Consider the following 23,661-nt stretch of genomic DNA (forward strand, 5'->3'; position numbering starts at 1 on the left):
TTATAACACTGAGATTATCCCACTAAAGCTTGAAAAAGCGGCCTGACTCCTCCGAGTTGCGCCGCTTTTTTTACATCATAAGAAATAGTGCTTTGCCTCACAAAAGCATTACGGTATGTTCAGGAACTATTCTAAACGGCTGAGAATCTATCCGCCGGCAATACTCAAATAAACACAACCCCAGGTAGTCAGTAATGCAGTTTTCAACTTTTGGCGAGAAATTTAATCGATATTCTGGAATAACCCAATTAATGGACGATTTGAATGATGGTTTACGCACACCGGGTGCCATCATGCTTGGTGGAGGTAACCCTGCCGCCATTCCTGAAATGCTCGATTATTTCCGACTGACAACCGAAGAAATGCTGGCCGATGGCTCTTTACTGGCTGGAATGACCAACTACGACGGCCCTCAAGGCAAAGATGTGTTTATCAGCGCGTTGGCAAAACTGCTGCGTGATACCTATGGCTGGGACATTACAGAAAAGAACATCAGCTTAACCAACGGCAGCCAAAGTGGTTTCTTCTACCTGTTCAACCTGTTTGCTGGTAAGCAACCAGATGGCAGCTTTAAGAAGATTTTATTGCCTCTAGCACCGGAATACATTGGTTATGGTGATGCGGGTATCGACGAAGATATTTTCGTTTCATACCACCCAGAGATCGAACTACTGGATAACGGTCTGTTCAAATACCATGTCGATTTTGAGCAGCTAAAAATCGACGATTCTGTTGCCGCTATCTGCGCCTCTCGTCCAACCAACCCAACAGGTAACGTGTTAACCGAGGAAGAGATCCACAAGCTCGACCAATTGGCTCGTGAGAACAATATCCCGCTACTGGTGGATAACGCTTATGGTGTACCGTTCCCAAACATCATCTTTGAAGATGTAGAACCGTTCTGGAATGAAAACACCATTCTTTGCATGAGCTTATCAAAACTCGGTCTACCGGGCGTACGCTGCGGTATCGTGATTGCCAATGAACAGGTAACGGAAGCGCTAAGCAATATGAATGGCATCATCAGCTTAGCGCCGGGCAGTATTGGCCCAGCTTTGGCACACCGCATCATTGAAAAGAATGACTTATTGCGTCTGAGTGAAGAGGTGATTAAGCCTTTCTATAAACAGAAGTCTCAACGTGCAGTAGAACTTCTACAACAGGCTATCGATGATAAGCGTTTCCGCATTCATAAACCTGAAGGCGCGATTTTCCTTTGGCTATGGTTTGATGAACTGCCAATCACCACTATGGAGCTCTACAAACGCCTGAAAGATCGCGGTGTTCTGATTGTTCCGGGTGAGTATTTCTTTATTGGTCAGAAAGAAGATTGGGCTCATGCACATCAGTGTCTGCGCATGAACTACGTTCAGGACGATGAAGCGATGCAAAAAGGCATTGCAGTGATCGCTGAAGAAGTGAAGAAAGCGTATCAGGAAGCATAAAACAGACACAAAAAAGCCCGCTTTCGCGGGCTCTTTCATATTAATTCTCTAGTAAGTGCTTGCCGTTAATGGCTATTTTTCGTGGTTGCATCACTTCTGGAATTTCACGTTCCAAATCAATGTGTAGCAAACCATTCTCCATATTGGCACCAATCACTTTTACGTAGTCAGCTAATTGGAACTTACGCTCGAAATCACGCTCGGCAATGCCCTGATAAACGTATTTTTTTTCTTCTGTTGGTTTACGCTCACCACGAACAATCAAGGTGTTTTCTTGTTGAGTGATATCTAGCTCTTCGTCAGCAAATCCAGCCACCGCCATAGTAATGCGGAACTTATTCTCTTCTTGCTGCTCGATATTGTATGGAGGAAAACCGCCTTGGCTATTTTTTGCTGCGTTCGCTTCCATCATATTAAGAAGACGATCAAAACCAATTGCGTTGCGGTATAGAGGAGTAAAATCTACAGTTCTCATAATAAGTATCCTTCTGTGAAGCAATATTTTTAAATGATGCATTGATTAGATGCTAAATAATGAAGCGGACTCTCCTTTTGGACGAGTCAGTGGAAACCCACCAGCTGCGGCATTTCCTGCTTCGTAAATAGATATAAGGCCACCTTTTACTCTTTCAAGTCTCACTTAAAAAATTTTTTGTTTTTTATAGAGGCAACTCGTCTGGCATCTGATTGCATAAAAAATGATAAAAGTATCAAGAGTATTGGATGCCTATCACAAATTAGTGCCAATCCGCACAATATACCGTTCAGGACTATAGCCAAAAAATTTGGGTCAGTTAGACTCGCTTATTGTTAATGCAATGTTAAAAGAATATTGAGTCATCATTCTCCCACAATTGCATATCTAATAAGCCTGATGACGGTGCTAAACCAAGATAGACTCCTACACCGTATCTGCCGTCATGCATAAAAGGAATGAATAGAACATGATTAAAGATGCTTACCACTACACAAATAAATTCAATAACCTAGCTCAACTACTTGAAGATGGATTTTCTCGCTATAGCGATAAGCCTGCGTTTCATTGTTTAGGTCAAACATTGACTTATGAGGATATTGAGCAAAAATCACGCTACTTATCACAGTGGTTGCGCCATGAATGCGGACTAGAAGCCGGTGACCGAATCGCCATTCAGCTACCGAACTTAACTCAGTACCCTATTGCCGCTTATGCCGCACTACGAGCAGGGCTGATTATTGTTAATACCAATCCTCTCTACACCTCTAGAGAGATGAAACATCAGTTTAGTGATTCCGGCGCAAAAGCACTGATCATTCTGGAAGACTTAGTACCAAAATACCAAGCAATAGAATCTGAGCTGAATATCAAGCATGTGATCGTTACTGCCGCACCAGATCTGCTAACCCAACAAGAACAAGATCGCGGCACTTATAGCGACTTTAATAGCGCCATATCCGCAGGTAAACACCTACCTGTCGTCGACGAAAACAGTGCAATTGCAGATGATATTGCCGTTATTCAGTACACGGGTGGCACAACAGGTGTATCTAAAGGAGCTTGCCTGACACATAGCAACCTTATGACCAATGCAGCTCAGATGAACATTCGTCTCACACAGAAGATGATTGAAGGTGAAGACAGCTTTGTTTGCCCGCTACCGCTTTATCACATCTACGCGTTTACCGTGAATATGATCAGCCTGTTCAGCGTTGGGGTTCAAAATATTCTCATCCCTAATCCACGTGATATGGATGGTTTCGTTAATACGTTGAAAAACGTTCGTTTCTCTGGCTTATCCGGCATCAATACGCTGTTTATGGGGCTCTGCCAGCATCCAGAGATTTCATCTGTCGATTTTAGTCACCTGAAAGTCACGGTTTCCGGCGGTTCTATGCTGACCAGCAAAGCGTTTCATGTCTGGTACCAAACAACAGGGTGCACCATCACGGAAGGTTGGGGATTATCTGAAACGTCACCAGTGATTACCCTTAACGAATTTGGTAAAGAACAAGTTGGTTGTGTCGGTATTCCACTACTTGAAACCGAAGTCCAAGTTTGGGACATCAATAATCAACCTCTCGCGCAAGGAGAAGTTGGAGAATTGGTGGTGAAAGGGCCACAGGTCATGCCGGGCTACTGGCAACGACCAGATGAAACCAACAACTCAATTATTAATGGTTTCTTTAAAACGGGTGATGTCGGCTTGATTAAAACCGACGGCCAAGTGCAAATAGTCGATCGCCTGAAGGATATGATTATCGTCTCTGGCTTCAATGTTTATCCAAATGAAGTAGAAGATATTCTATGTAGCCACCAACACATCTTTGAAGCCGCGGTTGTCGGCGATCATGACGAACATACTGGTGAGTTAGTACATGCTCATGTCGCAACACTAGAGCCATTAGACGAAGGCGATATTATCCACTTCTGTCGACAGCACCTCACCAACTATAAAGTGCCAAAACGAATTACTTTCCATGAGCAACTACCAAAATCTGCGGTTGGGAAAGTACTGCGTCGAGAGCTACGTAATGCTCAATAGCTAAAGGCTAAAGTAAAACGGCAAGCATAAAAAAGGCGCACTTTAAAGTGCGCCTTTTACTATTTCGAATAACTCAGACTATACGTCCAAGCTAACTACACGTCTAAGTTAGCTACTTTCAGTGCGTTGTTTTCAATAAACGCACGACGAGGTTCAACTTGGTCACCCATTAGAGTAGTAAACAGCTCATCAGCACCGACCGCATCTTCAATGGTTACTTGCATCATACGACGAGTTTCTGGGTCCATCGTGGTTTCCCAAAGCTGATCAGGGTTCATCTCACCAAGACCTTTGTATCGTTGTAAAGAAAGACCACGACGAGACTCTTTAATTAACCAATCAAGCGCAGAAGCAAAGCTATCTACTGGTTGAGTACGTTCACCACGTTTGATAAATGCACCCTCTTCAATCAAACCACGTAGTGCTTCTGAAGCGTCAGCCAGCTTGCTGTACTCTCTTGAGTTAAGCAGGTCTACACTGATCAAGTATTCGTAAGTCACACCATGAGTACGAACGACAATCTTAGGCGCATAAACATTTTGCTCTTCATTGTGTTCTACTTGGTAGCTGTATTGGCTCGCACCAGACTCTTTTGCGTTAAGCTGATCAACTAAAACTGCCGTCCAAGCATCTACTGCCGCCTGATCTTGGCATTGTTCAGCCGTCAATCGAGGCACATACATGAATTCCTGAACCATCGCGTATGGGTAACGACGACTCATACGACCAACTAGCTTAACCGCAGCATTGTACTGGTGTACAAGCTGCTCAAGTGGAGCACCAGCCAATGCCGGAGCATCCGCATTGACATGCAGTGCTGCGCCATCTAACGCGAGAGAAACTTGGTATTGTTCCATAGCTTCTTCATCTTTGATGTATTGCTCTTGTTTACCTTTCTTCACTTTGTAAAGCGGTGGCTGTGCAATGTAGATGTAGCCACGCTCAATAAGCTCAGGCATTTGACGGTAGAAGAAGGTCAACAGTAGCGTACGAATGTGCGAACCATCGACGTCCGCATCGGTCATGATGATGATGTTGTGGTAGCGCAGTTTATCTGGGTTGTATTCATCGCGACCGATACCACAACCTAATGCAGTAATCAGTGTTGCCACTTCCTGAGAAGAAAGCATTTTATCAAAACGTGCTTTTTCAACGTTTAGAATCTTACCTTTCAGCGGAAGAATTGCTTGGTTCTTACGGTTACGTCCCTGCTTAGCTGAACCGCCAGCAGAGTCACCCTCCACTATGTACAGTTCAGACAGTGCAGGATCTTTTTCCTGACAGTCAGCAAGTTTACCTGGAAGACCAGCAAGGTCCAACGCGCCTTTACGACGAGTCATCTCACGAGCTTTACGCGCTGCTTCACGTGCACGTGCCGCATCGATAATTTTGCTACACACCATTTTTGCTTCAGAAGGATGCTCAGCTAGGAACTCGTTAAGTTTCTCGCCCATTGCAGATTCAACTGCAGATTTCACTTCAGAAGAAACCAGTTTGTCTTTGGTTTGGCTTGAGAATTTTGGATCTGGAACTTTAACCGAGACAACCGCAGTCAAACCTTCACGCGCATCGTCACCAGATGTCGCTGTTTTGGCTTTCTTGCTGTAGCCTTCTTTATCCATGTAGGTGTTTAACGTACGAGTTAACGCTGCACGGAAACCGGCTAAGTGAGTACCACCATCACGCTGTGGGATGTTGTTGGTAAAGCAGTAAATACCTTCTTGGAAACCGTCGTTCCACTGCATCGCCACTTCAACGCTAATACCGTCTTCACGTTCTGAGTTAAAGTGGAAAACTTTCTCATGAATCGGAGTTTTGTTGCGGTTAAGGTGAGTAACAAACGCTTGGATACCACCTTCATACATAAAGTGGTCTTGTTTATCTTCTTCACGCTCATCAATCAGTTTGATTGATACGCCTGAGTTTAGGAATGAAAGCTCACGTAGACGTTTCGCAAGAATATCGTAATGAAATTCGATATTGGTAAAGGTGTCAGCACTTGGCCAGAAACGAACCGTTGTACCTGTTTTTTCAGTATCACCAACAACGCTTAGTGGCGCTTGAGGCACACCATGGCGATAGGTTTGAGTATGGATGTGACCACCGCGGTAAATAGTCAGAAGCACTTTTTCTGATAGTGCGTTAACCACTGACACACCTACGCCATGCAGACCACCTGATACTTTGTAAGAGTTATCATCGAACTTACCACCAGCGTGCAGTACTGTCATGATAACTTCTGCCGCAGAAACATTTTCTTCTTCGTGCAGTTCAGTTGGGATACCACGGCCGTCATCGCTAACCGATACTGAGTTATCTTCGTGAATAGTAACGATGATGTCTTTACAGTGACCTGCTAACGCTTCATCTATTGAGTTATCCACCACCTCAAAAACCATGTGGTGTAGACCGGTGCCATCATCAGTGTCCCCGATGTACATACCTGGACGTTTACGTACTGCGTCCAGACCCTTTAGTACCTTAATACTCGATGAATCGTAATTATTCGACATGAGTTACTCTCTGACTAAATTATCCTTGCTCTATTGTGCCATGTTCCACATGAAACATCTTGCTGTTTGGCTCGACCATGTCGGCAACTTGGCTTTGTGTAATAGAACTTACAAAAACTTGAGCCTGCGTCGCCTTCAAGCAGTCTGCAAGACGCTTACGACGCTGGCTATCGAGTTCGGAAGCAAAATCATCAATTAAGTAGATGCATTGCTTCCCGGTCAACTCAGTTAAGTGTTGGCCCTGTGCGACACGTAGTGCACACACCATTAATTTCAGTTGCCCCCGTGAAAGCACATCTTCCACCGGAGTACCGTTAACTTTTATCTTCAAATCAGCTTTATTTGGGCCACTGAAGGTGTAGCCAAGCTGTTGATCGCGTTCGAAGTTCTTTTCTAATATCTGCTGGTATGGGGTCTCTTTATCCCAACCGCGGTAGTACTTTACCGCAATATCAAACTCGGGTAAAAACGTGCGGCATAACTCTTCTGCGACAACTTTCATTTGTTCGACGTAAGTTCTGCGCCATTGGTCAATATTTTCAGCCAACAAGGCTAATTCTTGATCCCAATAACTCAGCTCACGATAGCTGGTTGCTGTTTTGAGTAATGCATTACGCTGTTTACTTAAACGCTTAAATCTTCCCCATGCATCATAGAATGCAGGTTCAGAATGAAACACACCCCAATCAATAAATGATCGACGCTGTTTCGGTCCATCCGTTAATAAATCAAAGCCTTCAGGATGAATCAACTGCAATGGTAAAACTTGTGCCAACTGTGCCAATTTTTGCCCAGATTGACCGCCTATTTTAACCTCAGTTGAACCGTCGCGCTGCTTATTAATACCAATAGGTAACTCAAATTGATCCGATGTCAAAAAACGCCCGTGAACAAACAGTTCAGAGCACTCATTTTGAATCACTCGACCAGTGAGCGAACTTTTAAAAGAGCGACCATGCCCAAGCAGATAAATTGCTTCTAAGACGCTGGTTTTGCCACTTCCGTTGACACCAATAAGAAAGTTAAAGCCTGATGATAATGAAATATCACAGGCTCTAATATTACGAAATTGCTGAATAACCAGACGGGTTAGCGGCATAGCGCGTAGTTAACTCTTGGTTACAGGCGAATTGGCATCACGACGTACATCGCGCTGTCATCTTCCGCATTTTCCACCAGCGCACTGGCATTAGCATCTGACATAGAGATACGTACGTTATCACAACGAAGGGTATTCAACACATCGAGGATATAGCTTACGTTGAAGCCGATCTCAATGGCGTCTCCTTCGAAGGTAACATCTAACACCTCTTCCGCTTCTTCCTGTTCCGGGTTGTTTGCTGTGATGCGCATTTCGTTTTCATCAAGATTCACTCGCACACCACGGAATTTTTCATTCGATAAAATCGCAGCGCGTGAAAAACACTGACGCAACTCATCACAGTTAGCAAGCAATACTTTGTTGGTACTTTGCGGCATTACGCGTCGATAATCAGGGAAACGACCATCAACCAGCTTAGAAGTGAAAACAAAATTGTTCACATCTGCACGCAGATTTGAGCTACCAATTTGCAGTACCACAGATTGTTCTGGAGCATCCAGCAGCTTCACTAATTCCAATACACCTTTACGCGGTAGGATGATTTGCTTATGAGCAAAATCTGCACCTAATTCGGTTTGAGAAACCGCCATACGGTGACCATCAGTTGCTACTGAACGAAGCGTGCTGCCATCAATTTCAAACAGCATACCGTTTAGGTAGTAACGCACGTCTTGGTTTGCCATCGAAAATTGCGTTTTCTCTATCAAACCACGAAGCTCTGCCTGAGTGAGTGAAATTTCAACTTCACTTTGCCAATCTTCGATATTTGGGAAATCGTTCGCTGGCAGAGTCGCTAATGAGAATCGGCTTCGCCCAGAACGAACTTGAATGCGATCACCTTCTAAAAGCACAGTGATCACCGCTGAGTCTGGAAGACCTCGGCAAATATCGAGAAATTTACGCGCCGGAACGGTAATGCTGCCTGCTTCAAAATCCCCTTCCAACGTCACTCGGCTGATCAGTTCAACTTCTAAATCCGTTGCCGTCATCGACAATTGATTGTCTTCAACTTTAATCAGCAAATTACCTAATATAGGCAGTGACGCTCGGCCACCTAAAGTGCCGGAAACTTGTTGTAGAGGTTTAATGAAGTGGCTACGTTCGATAGTAAATTTCATAGTGTGCTCTTAAACGATAGACGGATTAACGACGCAAAATCAGCGCAAACTATAGCGCAATTATGATGAAAGCGTGCGAATCAAATTCGAATAGTCTTCTTTTATGTCGTGGCTCTCTTCGCGCAGTTGCTCAATTTTACGACATGCGTGAAGCACAGTGGTATGGTCGCGACCACCAAAAGCATCACCAATTTCTGGTAAGCTGTGGTTGGTGAGTTCTTTCGCTAGCGCCATTGCTAATTGACGAGGACGCGCAACAGAACGTGAACGGCGTTTTGAAAGTAAATCCGCCATTTTAATTTTGTAGTACTCTGCGACTGTCTTTTGAATATTATCAATGGTGACCAGCTTTTCTTGCAGAGCTAATAAGTCACGCAGCGCTTCACGAACAAAATCAATGGTAATTGGACGACCGGTAAAGTTCGCATTGGCGATAACACGGTTAAGTGCCCCTTCCAACTCACGAACGTTTGAACGCAGACGTTTCGCAATAAAGAACGCCACTTCATCTGGCAGATGAATTTGGTGATCTTCCGCTTTCTTCATCAAAATCGCCACGCGAGTTTCTAGCTCTGGTGGTTCAATCGCCACCGTCAAACCCCAACCGAAGCGAGATTTAAGGCGATCTTCTACGCCATTTATCTCTTTAGGATAACGGTCAGAAGTTAAGATGATTTGCTGGTTACCTTCCAACAAAGCGTTGAAAGTATGGAAGAACTCTTCTTGAGAGCGCTCTTTATTGGCAAAGAATTGAATATCATCGATCAATAACGCATCAACGCTACGGTAGTAACGTTTAAATTCTTCAATCGCGTTATTTTGCAGTGCTTTAACCATGTCCTGAACGAAACGCTCAGAGTGCATGTAAACCACTTTAGCATTCGGTTTGTTATCGACAATCGCATTACCCACAGCGTGTAAAAGGTGAGTTTTACCTAAGCCCGTGCCACCGTATAAGAATAGAGGGTTATACGCAGCACCCGGATTGTCCGCCACCTGACGAGCAGCAGCCAAACCTAACTGGTTCGATTTACCTTCAACGAAGTTATTGAACTTATGCTTAGGGTTGACGTTAGAACGATAAGTAATATCCGCTTCAACGGATTCATCATCCCATGTTTTATGAACAGGACGACGCTGAGCTAGTTGAGCTGGCGCAGATGATTCTGCTGCCACGTCTGCAGCTGAGCGCTTTGGCGCTGGCTTCACAGCCGCTACAGGTTTACTACCCACTTCAAAACGCAGGCTTGGTACATCGTTGCCGCAATACTCTCTCAACAATAAGTTAATGTTGTTGATGTACTTATCGCGAACCCAATCAAGCACAAAACGGTTAGGGGCAAACAAAGTGAGAGTATTATCATTGAGCTCCGCTTGTAGCGGACGAACCCACATGCTGAATTCTGCGGCTGGTAATTCTTCTTGAAGCTGTTGCAAACATTGCAACCAAAGCGAAGATGACACTGTGCTCTCACTCTAATCTGATGATCGATAAAGGTTGATAATTCTACCTGTTGATAACTAAGATCGCCAGCGATTGATCGAAGATCCAGTGAATAAGATCAAAGTTATTCACAATATTTCCGTCTCAATTATGAAGATCTACATAAACATCCCCATTTTTACCCACATATCCCAGAAAATTAGTGAGTTATCCCAAAATAAAAACTTATTATGGTTATTGTTAATAACATAAGGTTATTTGTTCTGTACTAACATTTACCAGTAACATTCTGCCCTATATTCATTCGGAGTTAGAAAATGAAAAACTGGATTAAACTCGCAGTAGCCTCTCTTGTATTGGCAGCTTCAGCAGCTCAAGCAACAACAGATATTAAAGTCGGCATGTCTGGCCGTTACTTCCCATTCACATTTGTTAAGCAAGACCAACTTCAAGGTTTTGAAGTCGATGTATGGAATGAAATTGCTAAACGCAATGATTACAAGGTTGAGTTTGTTACTTCAAACTTCTCTGGTCTATTTGGTCTACTAGAAACAGGTCGTATCGATACGATTTCTAACCAAATTACGATTACCGACGCACGTAAAGCGAAATACCTGTTTGCAGACCCATATGTTATTGACGGTGCACAGATCGCGGTTCGTAAAGGTAACAGCAGCATCAAAGGTATTGAAGACCTTGCAGGCAAAACAGTTGCCGTTAACCTAGGTTCAAACTTTGAACAGCTACTACGTGACTACGACAAAGACGGTAAAATCAACATTAAGACGTACGACACTGGTATTGAACATGATGTTGCTCTTGGCCGTGCTGACGCATTCGTAATGGACCGTCTATCAGTGCTAGAGACTATCGAGAAAACAGGTCTACCACTGCAACTTGCAGGTAAGCCTTTCGAAACCATTGAAAATGCTTGGCCATTCCTGAACAACGAAAAAGGTCAGAAACTACAAGCTGAAGTTAACAAAGCGCTTGCAGCAATCCGTGCAGACGGTACGCTAAGCGCGATCTCTAACAAGTGGTTTGGCACTGATATTACTAATTAATAAGCTAGACTGTACTTTTAAAGAGGTGGGATTGTATGATCCCGCCTTTTGTTGTCTTTAAGGGGAAGTAAATGGGTTTTGACTTTCAATACATGCTGGATCTGATGCCGATACTGCTCAAGTATCTTGGCACCACCATGGAAATGGCGACATGGGGAATGTTTTTCTCTCTGATTCTTTCTGTAATCTTGGCCAATATTCGGGTGTTCAAAGTTCCGGTTCTTGATCAGCTTAGTCAGCTCTACATCAGCTTCTTCCGTGGAACACCACTATTAGTACAGCTGTTCCTTCTTTATTATGGTTTGCCACAGATATTCCCGATCCTAGTCGGTATTGATGCTTTCAGTGCCGCGGTTATTGGTATCACGTTGCATTTCTCCGCCTACATGGCAGAAAGTATTCGTGCGGCGATTATTGGTATTGACCGTAGCCAGATGGAAGCCAGCCTCTCTGTGGGAATGACCACTAGTCAGGCTATGCGTCGCATTATATTACCGCAAGCAACACGTGTGGCTTTGCCGTCACTGATGAACTACTTCATTGATATGATTAAGTCGACCTCCCTCGCCTTTACTTTGGGTGTTGCGGAAATTATGGCTAAAGCTCAGATGGAAGCATCATCCAGTTTTCGCTTTTTTGAAGCATTCCTAGCAGTAGCATTGATTTACTGGGCTGTGGTTGTGGTTCTGACACGAGTACAGATGTGGGCTGAAAATAAACTCAACAAGGCGTATGTAAGATGATCAACTTAACTAACATTCACAAACGCTTTGGCGATAGCGAAGTTCTTAAAGGCATCGATCTCTCTATTAATAAAGGAGAGATCATCGTTATTATCGGTTCAAGTGGTACAGGTAAATCAACGCTGTTGCGTTGTGTTAACTTCCTAGAGCAAGCAGACCAAGGCACGATCACTATTGATAACGTGGCCGTTGATTGCCAATCACACAGCAAATCGGAAGTGTTAGCGCTTAGACGCAAAACGGGGTTTGTCTTTCAGAACTACGCCTTGTTCTCTCATATGACAGCAAGACAGAACATCGCTGAAGGTCTAATTACAGTGAAAGGCTGGAAAAAGAGCGATGCTTTAGCACGAGCTCAACAGATACTTGATGACATTGGACTTGGCGACAAGGGAGACAGTTACCCTTCTGCGCTTTCTGGTGGCCAGCAGCAACGAGTGGGTATTGGCAGAGCAATGGCACAGCAACCTGAACTACTGCTGTTTGATGAGCCAACATCTGCACTGGATCCAGAATGGGTCGGTGAAGTTCTTGCGCTGATGAAAAAACTCGCCACGCAACATCAAACGATGTTAGTGGTTACTCACGAGATGCAGTTTGCCAGAGAAGTCGCGGATAGAGTGATCTTCATGGCTGAAGGCAATATCGTCGAACAAGGTTCTCCACAGGATATATTTGGTAATCCACAGGATCCTCGTTTAAAGAAATTCTTAAATATGGTTGGGATCGAATAAGGATCCTTGAGATTTTACCGAGACTCCGTATAATCGCCCGACCGGAAAAACCGAAGCCTCGATTTCTTAGTAATTTGAGAAACTGAACAGGACTTCGGCAAACCCAATCATTGACACCTTTTGTGACAGTGATTACAATTCCGCCTCTTTGTTGAGAGGCGTCGGATAGTCCTTTCTTTATATAAAGAGAAGACACAAAGCCCACGCCGGGTTTAACAAACCTAAAAACTACTGATCAGTAAGGTATTTACAATGAGCAAACGCACTTTTCAACCTACAGTTCTAAAGCGCAAGCGTACTCACGGTTTCCGTGCTCGCATGGCGACAGCGAACGGTCGTAAAGTAATTAATGCACGTCGTGCAAAAGGCCGTAAGCGCCTTTCAAAATAATCCATAAATTATTTTGAGTACGTACGCATTCAATCGGGAGTTACGCTTGTTAACTCCCGAGCATTATAAAAATGTCTTTCAGCAAGCTCATCGAGCTGGCTCTCCTCATTTCACAATCATTGCCCGCAACAATAATCTTTCTCACCCTCGTTTAGGTTTAGCTGTTCCAAAAAAACAAATTAAAACTGCCGTTGGTCGTAACCGCTTTAAGCGTTTATCTAGAGAAAGTTTTCGTCTACAACAGCACAAACTTCCTAATAAAGATTTTGTTGTAATAGCGAAAAATAGCGCGCAGTATTTGAGCAATGAAGAACTATTTACTTTGTTCGAAAAGTTATGGCAACGCCTATCTCGCCCTTCACGTGGATAGCCATTGGTTTAGTAAAACTTTACCAATGGACTATTAGTCCGCTTATCGGCCCTCGCTGCCGGTTTACTCCAACCTGTTCCTCATATGCGATAGAAGCTCTGAGAGTTCACGGTTTTGTAAAAGGGTGTTGGTTATCTGGCAAACGTCTATTAAAATGCCACCCTTTGAATGAAGGCGGGTTTGACCCCGTTCCACCGATCCAAAAACACGACAGAGATAATTAACGATGGATTCTCAACGTAATATCCTGTTAATCGCTTTGGCTCTGGTTTCTTTTTTACTCTTCCAACAATGGCAAGTAGCTAAGAATCCAGCTCCGCAAGCGGTTGAACAGGCTCAATCAGGCAATACAGTACCTGCACCATCATTTGCAGATGAGTTTGACCCAGCACCATCTCAAACTAGTGCTGTTGCAAAAACGATTACCGTTACTTCAGATGTACTAACTCTGTCGATTGACACAGTTGGCGGTGATGTTGTTTCTGCAAAACTTAATCAGTATGCAGAAGAACTAGATTCAGAGACTCCATTCCAACTACTTAAAAATGAGCAAGGACACCAGTTTATTGCTCAAAGTGGCTTGATCGGTCCTCAAGGTATCGACCTAAGCAGCACTACACGTCCAAATTATCATGTTGACGCTGACAGCTACACGCTAGCAGACGGTCAGGACGAACTTCGTGTTCCGATGACTTATTCAGCAAACGGTATTGAGTACACCAAAACCTTCATCATCAAGCGTGACAGCTATGCTATCGACGTTGAATTCAACGTTGTTAACCACTCTGGCAGCAACGCAACTATGGGTATGTACGCGCACCTACGTCAAAATCTACAAGATTCTGGCGGTAGCTTAGCAATGCCAACTTATCGTGGCGGCGCATACTCAAGTGAAGATACTCGTTACAAAAAGTACAGCTTCGACGATATGCAAGATCGTAACCTGTCTATCAACCTACCAAGCGGTACTGGTTGGGCAGCAATGATCCAACACTACTTCGCAACAGCGTGGATTCCACGTAACGAACCGGGCACTAATATCTACTCTCGTATTATCGGTAACTTAGGTGATATCGGTATTCGTATGCCAAACAAAACCTTGGCTGATGGTACTCAAGAAACCTTCACATCTACGCTATGGGTTGGTCCAAAACTGCAAGATGAAATGGCTGCGGTTGCACCAAGCCTAGACCTTGTAGTGGATTACGGTTGGTTATGGTTCATCGCAAAACCTCTACACTCACTGCTTTCTTTCATTCAAGGCATTGTAGTGAACTGGGGTCTAGCAATTATGTGTCTGACCTTCATCGTTCGTGGTGCTATGTACCCACTAACTAAAGCTCAATACACATCTATGGCGAAAATGCGCATGCTGCAACCTAAACTGCAAGCAATGCGTGAGCGTATTGGCGACGACCGTCAACGCATGAGCCAAGAGATGATGGAACTGTACAAGACAGAGAAAGTAAACCCACTTGGTGGCTGTTTACCAATCTTCCTACAGATGCCAATTTTCATCTCGCTATACTGGGCACTAATGGAATCTGTTGAACTACGTCACTCACCATTCTTTGGTTGGATTCATGACTTGTCAGCACAAGACCCATACTACATCTTGCCACTATTAATGGGTGCAAGTATGTTCATGATTCAGAAGATGAGCCCAACGACAGTTACTGATCCAATGCAACAAAAGATCATGACTTTCATGCCGGTGATGTTCACATTCTTCTTCTTGTTCTTCCCTTCAGGTCTGGTTCTTTACTGGTTGGTATCGAACGTCGTGACTCTGATTCAGCAGACTTTGATTTACAAAGCGCTAGAGAAGAAAGGCTTACACTCTAAGTAAGTTAATGATGAATCAGCAAAGGCGGCCAAAAGGTCGCCTTTTTGTTTTTTGCTGATTACAATGACGCTAATTCGAAATGTATTTAGGTAACAACCTTTATGACAACTGATACCATCGTTGCTCAAGCAACAGCCCCTGGACGAGGCGGTGTAGGCATTATCCGTGTCTCTGGTCCAAAGGCGGCTCAGGTTGCTTTAGAAGTAACGGGACGAACGTTAAAACCGCGCTATGCGGAGTACTTGCCTTTCAAAGATGAAAGCGGTCTAGAGCTGGACCAAGGCATTGCGCTTTACTTCCCTAACCCGAACTCATTTACTGGCGAAGACGTATTAGAGCTGCAAGGCCATGGTGGTCCGGTAGTAATGGATATGCTGATTAAGCGTATTTTGAAAATTTCAGGCGTTCGCCCAGCACGACCAGGTGAGTTTTCAGAGCGCGCGTTCCTCAATGACAAAATGGACTTAACCCAAGCGGAAGCCATTGCGGATTTGATCGACGCCAGCTCTGAACAAGCGGCGAAATCAGCACTGCAATCTTTGCAAGGACAGTTTTCACAACGTATCAACACGCTGGTGGAGTCACTTATTTACCTGCGTATCTATGTGGAAGCTGCGATTGACTTTCCAGAAGAAGAAATTGATTTCTTGGCCGATGGTAAAGTCGCCGCTGATCTGCAAGCAATTATTGATAACCTGAATGCTGTACGTAAAGAAGCCAACCAAGGTGCCATTTTACGTGAAGGCATGAAAGTCGTAATCGCTGGCCGACCAAATGCCGGTAAGTCCAGTCTACTGAATGCTTTGTCAGGTAAAGAGTCCGCTATCGTAACGGATATCGCAGGTACCACTCGTGACGTTCTGCGTGAGCATATCCATATAGACGGTATGCCGCTGCACATTATTGATACAGCGGGCCTTCGTGATGCTTCAGATGAAGTAGAAAAAATCGGTATTGAGCGCGCTTGGGACGAAATAAAGCAAGCTGACCGAGTACTGTTCATGGTTGATGGCACCACAACAGATGCCACTAACCCTGAAGATATTTGGCCAGACTTCGTTGATCGTCTACCAGACAACATGGGTATGACGGTTATTCGTAATAAAGTGGATCAAACAGGTGAAACGCTGGGCATTTGCCATGTGAGCACACCAACATTAATCCGTCTTTCAGCGAAGACTGGCGAAGGTGTAGAAGCTCTGAGAACACACTTAAAAGAGTGTATGGGCTTCTCTGGTAACCAAGAAGGTGGCTTTATGGCGCGTCGTCGCCACTTAGAAGCTCTGGAACGTGCCGCAGAGCACCTAGACATAGGTCAGCAACAACTTGAAGGCTACATGGCTGGTGAAATATTAGCGGAAGAGCTGCGTATTACTCAGCAACACTTAAACGAAATTACCGGTGAATTCAGCTCAGACGACCTATTGGGCCGAATCTTCTCATCTTTCTGTATTGGTAAATAAAGCGGAGCACTATGATCCATATAATTACGGGTAGCACCCTTGGCGGTGCTGAATACGTGGGCGATCATCTCAGTGATTTACTTCAAGAGCAGTCATTGGAAACGACGATCCACAACCAACCTGCATTTGAAGAAATTCCAGCAGACGGTACTTGGCTAATCGTCACCTCGACTCATGGTGCTGGAGATTATCCTGATAACATTCAGCCTTTTATAGCAGCATTGCAAAATACACCACCGAGAACCAGCAACTTAAAATTTGCGGTTGTTGCGATTGGTGATTCAAGCTATGACACCTTTTGTGCCGCAGGCAAGCATGCTCATGCACTGCTTGAGGATATCGGTGCAACTCCGCTATCTGAGTGTTTTACTATCGATATTCAAGAGCATCCAGTTCCTGAAGATGCCGCAGAAGAGTGGCTGAAAAGCATCATCCACCAGCTTAAATAAGCACAAAATTGATAAGAACAGCAGCGGAAACGCTGCTTTTTTTATACTTGAAAGAAAATAAACTTAAAATTGAACTGTAAACTTATTCAATATTGATGCTATTTCAAACAAATCACTTGTGGATAACTACACCTTTATCCGGTGATCAACCTATAGTTATCCCAATAACAACTTTGATCAGTTTAGGGGGTTGTGCATAACTGGCAATTTTGATCCCAGCTAATACGCAATAAGATCATGTGTAGATCACAAGTTCTGATCCATTAAAGAACCATGATCTTGTTGATCATTTTCCACTTATCCACAGAGATCGTCGATCCTAATAGTAAGAGTAATAAAAGATCTCTATATAAAGATCTTATATATATTAAGTTATCGGTAGTGAGAGGAAAATATAGAAAAGCGATTTTCTAGACTTAGGAAAGAGGGTAGAATACGTCTCTTTTGTTTAATCTTAATCTCATTGAATACCTGAGGTCGTTCATGCTTTATCACGAAACATTTGACGTCATTGTGGTTGGTGGCGGTCACGCAGGAACGGAAGCCGCTCTCGCAGCCGCACGTACAGGACAAAGTACGTTACTTCTAACGCATAATATTGACACGCTAGGACAGATGTCTTGTAACCCAGCGATCGGTGGCATTGGTAAAGGCCACTTAGTTAAAGAAGTAGATGCTATGGGTGGTTTAATGGCGCAAGCTATTGACCATGCAGGTATTCAGTTCAGAACACTGAATGCTTCTAAAGGTCCAGCAGTTCGTGCAACTCGCGCGCAAGCTGACCGAGCTTTATACAAAGCCTACGTACGCAGCACACTGGAAAACACACCAAATCTGACGCTTTTCCAACAAGCAGCAGATGATCTTATCGTCGAGAACGATCAAGTGCTGGGTGTGGTGACTCAGATGGGCGTTAAATTCCGCTCCAAAGCGGTTGTGTTGACCGTTGGTACCTTCCTTGGTGGAAAGATCCACATTGGTATGGAAAACTTCTCTGGCGGTCGTGCAGGCGATCCACCATCGATCGCTTTAGCGGATCGATTACGTGAATTGCCATTCCGAGTTGATCGACTTAAAACAGGTACGCCACCACGTATTGACGCAAACAGTGTCGATTTTTCCGTGCTGGAAGCTCAGCATGGTGACAATCCAACGCCTGTTTTCTCATTTATGGGCAAACGTGAGCAACATCCGCGTCAGATTCCTTGTTACATCACTCATACAAACGAGCAGACACATGATGTGATTCGTTCTAATCTGGACCGCAGCCCTATGTATGCTGGCGTGATTGAAGGAATTGGTCCACGTTACTGTCCGTCTATCGAAGACAAAGTGATGCGTTTTGCTGATAAAAACAGCCATCAAATCTTTATCGAACCAGAAGGTTTGAACACGACTGAACTTTATCCAAACGGTATATCCACCAGCTTACCTTTTGATGTTCAAGTTCAAATTGTTCGTTCAATGAAAGGTTTTGAAAACGCACACATCGTTCGTCCTGGTTATGCAATCGAATACGATTTCTTCGATCCTCGTGATTTGAAGCAGACTTATGAAACTAAGTTTATTCAAGGTTTGTTCTTCGCAGGACAAATTAACGGTACCACGGGTTACGAAGAGGCTGCCGCACAAGGTCTGATGGCAGGTTTAAACGCAAGTTTGTACAGCCAAGGCAAAGAAGGCTGGAGCCCACGCCGTGATCAAGCCTACATGGGCGTGTTGATCGACGATCTATCGACCATGGGTACGAAAGAACCGTACCGCATGTTCACATCACGTGCTGAATACCGTTTGTTACTTCGTGAAGACAACGCTGATCTTCGGTTAACAGAAAAAGCGCGCGAGCTTGGTTTAGTGTCTGATGAGCGTTGGGCTCGTTTCAACCAGAAAATCGACAATATGGAAAAAGAACGTCAGCGCCTAAAAGAGACTTGGATGAACCCGAACTCGAAAGGCATTGATGCTCTGAACGCACTGCTCAAAACGCCAATGTCGCGTGAAGCGAGTGGTGAAGATTTACTTCGTCGTCCAGAAGTGGATTACGATGCGCTTGTTTCTCTCCCTGAGTTTGGTCCTGCGCTTGACGATGCAGAAGCTGCTGAACAAGTGGAGATTCAGGTTAAGTACGAAGGTTATATCGAGCGTCAAAAAGACGAGATCGAGAAGTCTTTGCGTCACGAAAATACTAAATTGCCAGCGGATCTTGATTACAAGCAAGTTAAAGGTCTATCGAACGAGGTAGTCTTGAAGCTCAACGCAGCTAAACCTGAAACGGTTGGTATTGCGTCACGTATCTCTGGTATTACTCCTGCAGCGATCTCTATCTTGTTGGTTCACCTGAAAAAACAAGGCATGCTCAAGAAAGGAGAGGCTGCTTAATGGATTTACGCGCTAAATTAGATTCGTTAATCGCCAAAACTGACTTAGACGTATCAGATAAGCAACGTGAGCAACTACTAGGTTATGTTGGACTGCTGAATAAGTGGAACAAAGCGTACAATCTTACATCAGTAAGAGACCCTGCAGATATGTTAGTGAAACATATCCTTGATAGCATAGTTGTAAGCCCTTACCTTGATGGTGAGCGCTTTATTGACGTTGGAACAGGGCCAGGTTTACCTGGCATTCCTCTGGCTATCATGAATCCAGAAAAGGAATTTGTCTTACTGGATAGCTTAGGTAAACGCATTCGCTTTATTAAGCAAGTTCTTCATGAGCTTGGTATTGTTAACGTTGTTGCTGTTCAGAGCCGTGTTGAAGAGTTCGATCCGGAAGGCGGATTTGACGCAGTTCTGAGCCGAGCTTTTGCTTCTATGTCCGATATGGTTGAGTGGTGCCAGCACTTACCGCGAGCTAATTCAGGTGTGTTTTTTGCCCTTAAAGGACAATTGCCGCAGGAAGAGATAAGCCTGTTACCTGAATGGTGTTCTGTGACCGATGTCAAAGCTTTGAAAGTTCCAGAGTTAGAAGGCGAGCGTCATCTTGTAATCTTATCCCGAAAGGGATAACAGCGAGGCATACCGTGGGTAAAATCGTAGCGATCGCCAACCAGAAAGGTGGCGTAGGAAAAACAACAACTTGTGTTAATTTAGCTGCTTCTATGGCAGCCACTAAACGTAAAGTTCTGGTAATAGATCTTGACCCTCAGGGCAACGCCACAATGGCAAGTGGTGTAGACAAATACCAAGTCGATGCTACGGTTTACGAATTCTTAGTGGAAGATGCACCATTTGAAGACGTGGTATGCCGCAACACTGCCGGACATTATGACTTGATCGCTGCCAATGGCGATGTCACTGCTGCAGAAATCAAATTGATGGAAGTTTTCGCTCGCGAAGTCCGTCTAAAGAACGCTTTAGCAGCAGTTCGTGATAACTATGATTTCATCTTTATTGATTGTCCTCCTTCTTTAAACCTCCTTACAATCAACGCGATGGCAGCTGCAGACTCTGTGTTAGTGCCAATGCAATGTGAGTATTTCGCATTAGAAGGTTTAACTGCGTTAATGGATACCATCAGCAAACTTGCTGCGGTAGTGAACGATAAATTGAAAATCGAAGGCTTACTTCGAACCATGTATGATCCTCGTAACCGATTGGCCAATGAAGTTTCCGATCAGTTGAAGAAGCATTTTGGTAACAAAGTCTATCGTACCGTTATTCCTCGTAATGTCCGTCTCGCTGAAGCGCCTAGTCATGGTAAACCAGCCATGTACTACGATAAGTATTCCGCGGGTTCTAAAGCTTATTTAGCTTTGGCTGGAGAAATGCTTCGTCGCGAAGAAGTTATCGCTTAACACAGAATAAAGGAATTCGTTTACATGTCGTCTAAACGTGGTTTAGGAAAAGGACTGGATGCGTTATTGGCAACCAGTTCTCTTGCTCGTGAAAAGCAACAAGTCGCAACACACAGTCAAGAGCTGTCTTCTGACGGTGAGCTGCAGGATATCGCGATTGCGAGCTTGAAACCGGGTATTTACCAGCCCCGTAAAGATATGTCTCCTGAAGCTTTGGAAGAGCTGTCTGCATCCATTCAATCTCAAGGTATTATTCAGCCGATTGTCGTTCGTCCATTAAATACTGGTGGCTACGAAATCATTGCGGGTGAGCGTCGTTGGAGAGCTGCAAGGCAGGCGGGTTTGAAGCAAGTACCGTGCTTGATCAAGCCTGTAGATGATCGTGCGGCGATCGCGATGGCGTTGATCGAAAATATTCAGCGTGAAGATCTTAATGCGATTGAAGAAGCACAAGCTTTAGAGCGTCTACAAGATGAATTTAAACTGACTCACCAACAAGTCGCAGATGTGATAGGTAAGTCGAGAACAACGGTCAGCAACCTACTTCGTCTTAACCAGTTAGCTGATGCTGTTAAGCGTTTAGTTGAAACCAAACAGTTAGAGATGGGGCATGCTCGTGCTCTGTTAATGCTGGAAGGTGAACAACAAGAAGAGATTGCAGAGCGAGTTGCTAAAAAGCAATTAACAGTGCGTCAGACTGAGCAATTAGTGAAAAAATGTCTCTCAGACACAACTGAAGAAAAAAATGTCTCTGAAGACGTAGAAATACAACAAATATCACAAAAACTTAGTGAAAACTTAGGTGCAAAAGTGTCAATTGTCCGTTCCAAAAATGGTAAATCTAAGGTAACGATTAGCCTTGACGAACCCCAGAAACTAGAGCAATTGGTTGCAAAGCTGCAAGCCTAAGTGACATAATCGGCCTGCGTCACATTTTTGAGAAAAAAGAATTTTGTGTGAAAAATGTTGGTTAGCGAACAAAAATGTAACATAAGATTGTATTTACGTTGCATTAGTTTTGCGCCTTCGTATAATTTTCGCGAATTTCTCAACATTACGTTTTTGAGTGTTGGGAATGTAACTAGAGGTACGAATACATGGTAGCTGCGTTGGCTAGGCCAGGACGAGAGCTTGCAAAGCAATTGTTAATGATCCAGTCTGGCGCGGTTATGGTTGTGGCAGCAGGGATGACTATTGCTGTAAATGCTGATTGGGGATTTTCAGCGCTGGTTGGGGGAGGCATCTGTGTCTTTGCCAATGCAGTTTTTGCGCTGTGTGCTTTTATGTTTAGTGGAGCTCGCGCTGCAAAGCGTATCGCGGTCTCTTTTTACACTGGTGAAGCACTTAAAATTCTTATTACAGTCGTTTTATTCTCTGTTGCTTACATGTATATGCAGGTGGAACTTGTTCCCCTGAAACTAACCTATTTGCTGGCTCTAGGTATTAATATCTGTGCGCCAGTGCTATTCATTAACAACAAAAAATAGGATGAGTTATGGCTGCGCCAGGTGAAGCGCTAACATCGTCCGGATACATTGAACACCACCTAACCAACCTGTCTTTATACAAGCTGGGTTTAGTTGGGTCGGAAACAAGTTTCTGGAACGTACATATCGATAGCCTGTTTTTTTCTTTGTTTACTGGACTGATTTTCCTTTGGGTTTTCCGTTCTGTAGCGAAGAAGGCAACAGCGGGTGTACCAGGCAAGCTACAGTGTTTTGTTGAAATAGTGGTTGAATTTGTCGATACCAACGTCAAAGACACCTTCCATGGACGCAATCCACTAATAGCACCGCTGGCACTGACTATCTTTTGTTGGGTATTGCTAATGAACATCATGGACTTAGTGCCAATTGATTTCTTGCCGTATCCAGCAGAGCATTGGCTAGGTATCCCTTACTTGAAAGTGGTTCCTTCTGCTGATGTGAACATCACCATGGCTATGGCACTAGGTGTATTTGCTCTGATGATTTATTACAGCATCAAAGTGAAAGGCCTAGGCGGTTTTGCGAAAGAATTAGCATTACATCCATTTAACCACTGGACCATGATTCCGTTTAACCTACTAATTGAAGTGGTATCGCTACTAGCTAAACCTCTTTCACTTGGTATGCGTCTATTCGGTAACATGTTCGCAGGTGAGGTTGTATTTATTCTTATCGCAGCGATGCTACCATGGTATTTACAATGGATGGGTTCACTACCGTGGGCTATTTTCCATATTCTTGTAATTCTGATTCAGTCCTTTGTGTTTATGATGTTGACTATCGTTTATCTGTCAATGGCACACGAAGACAGTGATCATTAATATATAGCTTTTATTTGGGCACAATTAGCCAACAACTATAATTGGAGATAGTAATGGAAACTTTACTGAGCTTTTCTGCAATCGCCGTAGGTATCATCGTCGGTCTTGCTTCTCTTGGTACAGCGATTGGTTTCGCACTTCTAGGTGGTAAATTCCTTGAAGGTGCAGCTCGTCAACCAGAAATGGCTCCTATGCTACAAGTTAAGATGTTCATCATCGCGGGTCTACTGGATGCGGTACCAATGATCGGTATAGTTATCGCACTTCTATTTACATTCGCGAACCCATTTGTTGGTCAATTAGGTTAATCACGTTTTGCCAGAGGCAAGCTTTTTTAGGTTTGCCATTGATTAA

Annotated in this window: 23 protein-coding genes; 18 read left to right on the forward strand and 5 right to left on the reverse strand. The window is 44.0% G+C overall.

The genetic code is table 11. The features are described 5' to 3' along the window. The first annotated feature begins 194 nt into the window (after positions 1–194). A complete protein-coding gene (locus L3V23_RS20135) occupies positions 195–1,445 on the forward strand; it encodes a valine--pyruvate transaminase (protein WP_237292826.1) in 1,251 nt (416 codons plus the stop codon). 40 nt (positions 1,446–1,485) lie between these two features. Here the strand turns inward: L3V23_RS20135 and L3V23_RS20140 are convergent, their stop codons facing one another. Beyond that, entirely contained in the window at positions 1,486–1,920 is a 435-nt protein-coding gene (locus L3V23_RS20140; protein ID WP_042489497.1) for an Hsp20 family protein, read from the reverse strand. A gap of 469 nt (positions 1,921–2,389) precedes the next feature. Between L3V23_RS20140 and L3V23_RS20145 the strand changes: the two genes are divergently transcribed. Then, complete coding sequence (locus tag L3V23_RS20145) at positions 2,390–3,967, forward strand: AMP-binding protein (RefSeq protein ID WP_237292828.1); 1,578 nt, start codon at positions 2,390–2,392, stop codon at positions 3,965–3,967. Positions 3,968–4,062: 95 nt separating this feature from the next. Here the strand turns inward: L3V23_RS20145 and gyrB are convergent, their stop codons facing one another. The 4 genes from gyrB to dnaA are packed head-to-tail and all read right to left on the reverse strand — an operon-like array spanning position 4,063 to position 10,164. Continuing rightward, positions 4,063–6,480 (reverse strand): DNA topoisomerase (ATP-hydrolyzing) subunit B, encoded by a 2,418-nt coding sequence (gyrB, locus tag L3V23_RS20150; protein WP_102967064.1) that lies wholly within the window; start codon positions 6,478–6,480, stop codon positions 4,063–4,065. A 19-nt stretch (positions 6,481–6,499) separates the two neighbouring features. Next, on the reverse strand, positions 6,500–7,579 hold the full coding sequence (gene recF / locus L3V23_RS20155; protein ID WP_042489506.1) for a DNA replication/repair protein RecF: 1,080 nt from the start codon (positions 7,577–7,579) through the stop codon (positions 6,500–6,502). Between the two features lie 20 nt (positions 7,580–7,599). Continuing rightward, positions 7,600–8,700: a DNA polymerase III subunit beta gene (gene dnaN, locus L3V23_RS20160; RefSeq protein WP_042489509.1), complete on the reverse strand. Its 1,101-nt coding sequence runs from the start codon at positions 8,698–8,700 to the stop codon at positions 7,600–7,602. Positions 8,701–8,760: 60 nt separating this feature from the next. Further along, the gene (gene dnaA / locus L3V23_RS20165; RefSeq protein WP_042489512.1) at positions 8,761–10,164 is read right to left on the reverse strand and encodes a chromosomal replication initiator protein DnaA; all 1,404 of its coding nucleotides are present in this window, start codon (positions 10,162–10,164) and stop codon (positions 8,761–8,763) included. A 297-nt stretch (positions 10,165–10,461) separates the two neighbouring features. Between dnaA and L3V23_RS20170 the strand changes: the two genes are divergently transcribed. The 16 genes from L3V23_RS20170 to atpE all read left to right on the forward strand — a co-directional run bounded on the left by L3V23_RS20170 (position 10,462) and on the right by atpE (position 23,615). Further along, complete coding sequence (locus L3V23_RS20170) at positions 10,462–11,208, forward strand: amino acid ABC transporter substrate-binding protein (RefSeq protein WP_102955598.1); 747 nt, start codon at positions 10,462–10,464, stop codon at positions 11,206–11,208. A gap of 71 nt (positions 11,209–11,279) precedes the next feature. Next, entirely contained in the window at positions 11,280–11,951 is a 672-nt protein-coding gene (locus tag L3V23_RS20175) for an amino acid ABC transporter permease (protein WP_237292830.1), read from the forward strand. After that, a complete protein-coding gene (locus L3V23_RS20180; RefSeq protein ID WP_102955599.1) occupies positions 11,948–12,685 on the forward strand; it encodes an amino acid ABC transporter ATP-binding protein in 738 nt (245 codons plus the stop codon). Before L3V23_RS20175 ends, L3V23_RS20180 begins: the two co-directional genes overlap by 4 nt. 252 nt (positions 12,686–12,937) lie before the next feature. Then, positions 12,938–13,075, forward strand: coding sequence for a 50S ribosomal protein L34 (gene rpmH / locus L3V23_RS20185; RefSeq protein ID WP_004728723.1), 138 nt, complete (start codon positions 12,938–12,940; stop codon positions 13,073–13,075). Positions 13,076–13,121: 46 nt separating this feature from the next. Next, positions 13,122–13,445, forward strand: coding sequence for a ribonuclease P protein component (rnpA, locus tag L3V23_RS20190; protein ID WP_237292831.1), 324 nt, complete (start codon positions 13,122–13,124; stop codon positions 13,443–13,445). Next, positions 13,412–13,669: a membrane protein insertion efficiency factor YidD gene (gene yidD, locus L3V23_RS20195; protein WP_081878773.1), complete on the forward strand. Its 258-nt coding sequence runs from the start codon at positions 13,412–13,414 to the stop codon at positions 13,667–13,669. Before rnpA ends, yidD begins: the two co-directional genes overlap by 34 nt. 2 nt (positions 13,670–13,671) lie before the next feature. Next, positions 13,672–15,294 carry a membrane protein insertase YidC gene (yidC, locus tag L3V23_RS20200; protein WP_237292833.1) on the forward strand — a complete coding sequence of 541 codons (1,623 nt, stop codon included), beginning with the start codon at positions 13,672–13,674 and terminating at the stop codon, positions 15,292–15,294. Between the two features lie 98 nt (positions 15,295–15,392). Next, on the forward strand, positions 15,393–16,754 hold the full coding sequence (gene mnmE, locus L3V23_RS20205) for a tRNA uridine-5-carboxymethylaminomethyl(34) synthesis GTPase MnmE (protein ID WP_042489528.1): 1,362 nt from the start codon (positions 15,393–15,395) through the stop codon (positions 16,752–16,754). An 11-nt stretch (positions 16,755–16,765) separates the two neighbouring features. Beyond that, on the forward strand, positions 16,766–17,203 hold the full coding sequence (mioC, locus tag L3V23_RS20210) for an FMN-binding protein MioC (protein WP_042489530.1): 438 nt from the start codon (positions 16,766–16,768) through the stop codon (positions 17,201–17,203). A 483-nt stretch (positions 17,204–17,686) separates the two neighbouring features. Beyond that, a complete protein-coding gene (mnmG, locus tag L3V23_RS20215) occupies positions 17,687–19,582 on the forward strand; it encodes a tRNA uridine-5-carboxymethylaminomethyl(34) synthesis enzyme MnmG (RefSeq protein ID WP_102955601.1) in 1,896 nt (631 codons plus the stop codon). Continuing rightward, positions 19,582–20,211: a 16S rRNA (guanine(527)-N(7))-methyltransferase RsmG gene (gene rsmG, locus L3V23_RS20220; RefSeq protein WP_102955602.1), complete on the forward strand. Its 630-nt coding sequence runs from the start codon at positions 19,582–19,584 to the stop codon at positions 20,209–20,211. Before mnmG ends, rsmG begins: the two co-directional genes overlap by 1 nt. Before the next feature lie 14 nt (positions 20,212–20,225). Beyond that, entirely contained in the window at positions 20,226–20,999 is a 774-nt protein-coding gene (locus tag L3V23_RS20225) for a ParA family protein (protein ID WP_102942790.1), read from the forward strand. 24 nt (positions 21,000–21,023) lie between these two features. Further along, a complete protein-coding gene (locus L3V23_RS20230; protein ID WP_237292835.1) occupies positions 21,024–21,908 on the forward strand; it encodes a ParB/RepB/Spo0J family partition protein in 885 nt (294 codons plus the stop codon). Between the two features lie 188 nt (positions 21,909–22,096). Further along, positions 22,097–22,486: a F0F1 ATP synthase subunit I gene (locus tag L3V23_RS20235; RefSeq protein WP_042489541.1), complete on the forward strand. Its 390-nt coding sequence runs from the start codon at positions 22,097–22,099 to the stop codon at positions 22,484–22,486. 8 nt (positions 22,487–22,494) lie between these two features. Continuing rightward, positions 22,495–23,307 (forward strand): F0F1 ATP synthase subunit A, encoded by an 813-nt coding sequence (gene atpB / locus L3V23_RS20240; protein WP_042489544.1) that lies wholly within the window; start codon positions 22,495–22,497, stop codon positions 23,305–23,307. A 53-nt stretch (positions 23,308–23,360) separates the two neighbouring features. Further along, positions 23,361–23,615 carry a F0F1 ATP synthase subunit C gene (atpE, locus tag L3V23_RS20245; RefSeq protein ID WP_002540812.1) on the forward strand — a complete coding sequence of 85 codons (255 nt, stop codon included), beginning with the start codon at positions 23,361–23,363 and terminating at the stop codon, positions 23,613–23,615. Positions 23,616–23,661: the final 46 nt, after the last annotated feature.

It is taken from the genome of Vibrio sp. A1-b2, from assembly GCF_021726015.1.
GTDB classification, from domain to species: Bacteria; Pseudomonadota; Gammaproteobacteria; order Enterobacterales; family Vibrionaceae; genus Vibrio; species Vibrio diazotrophicus.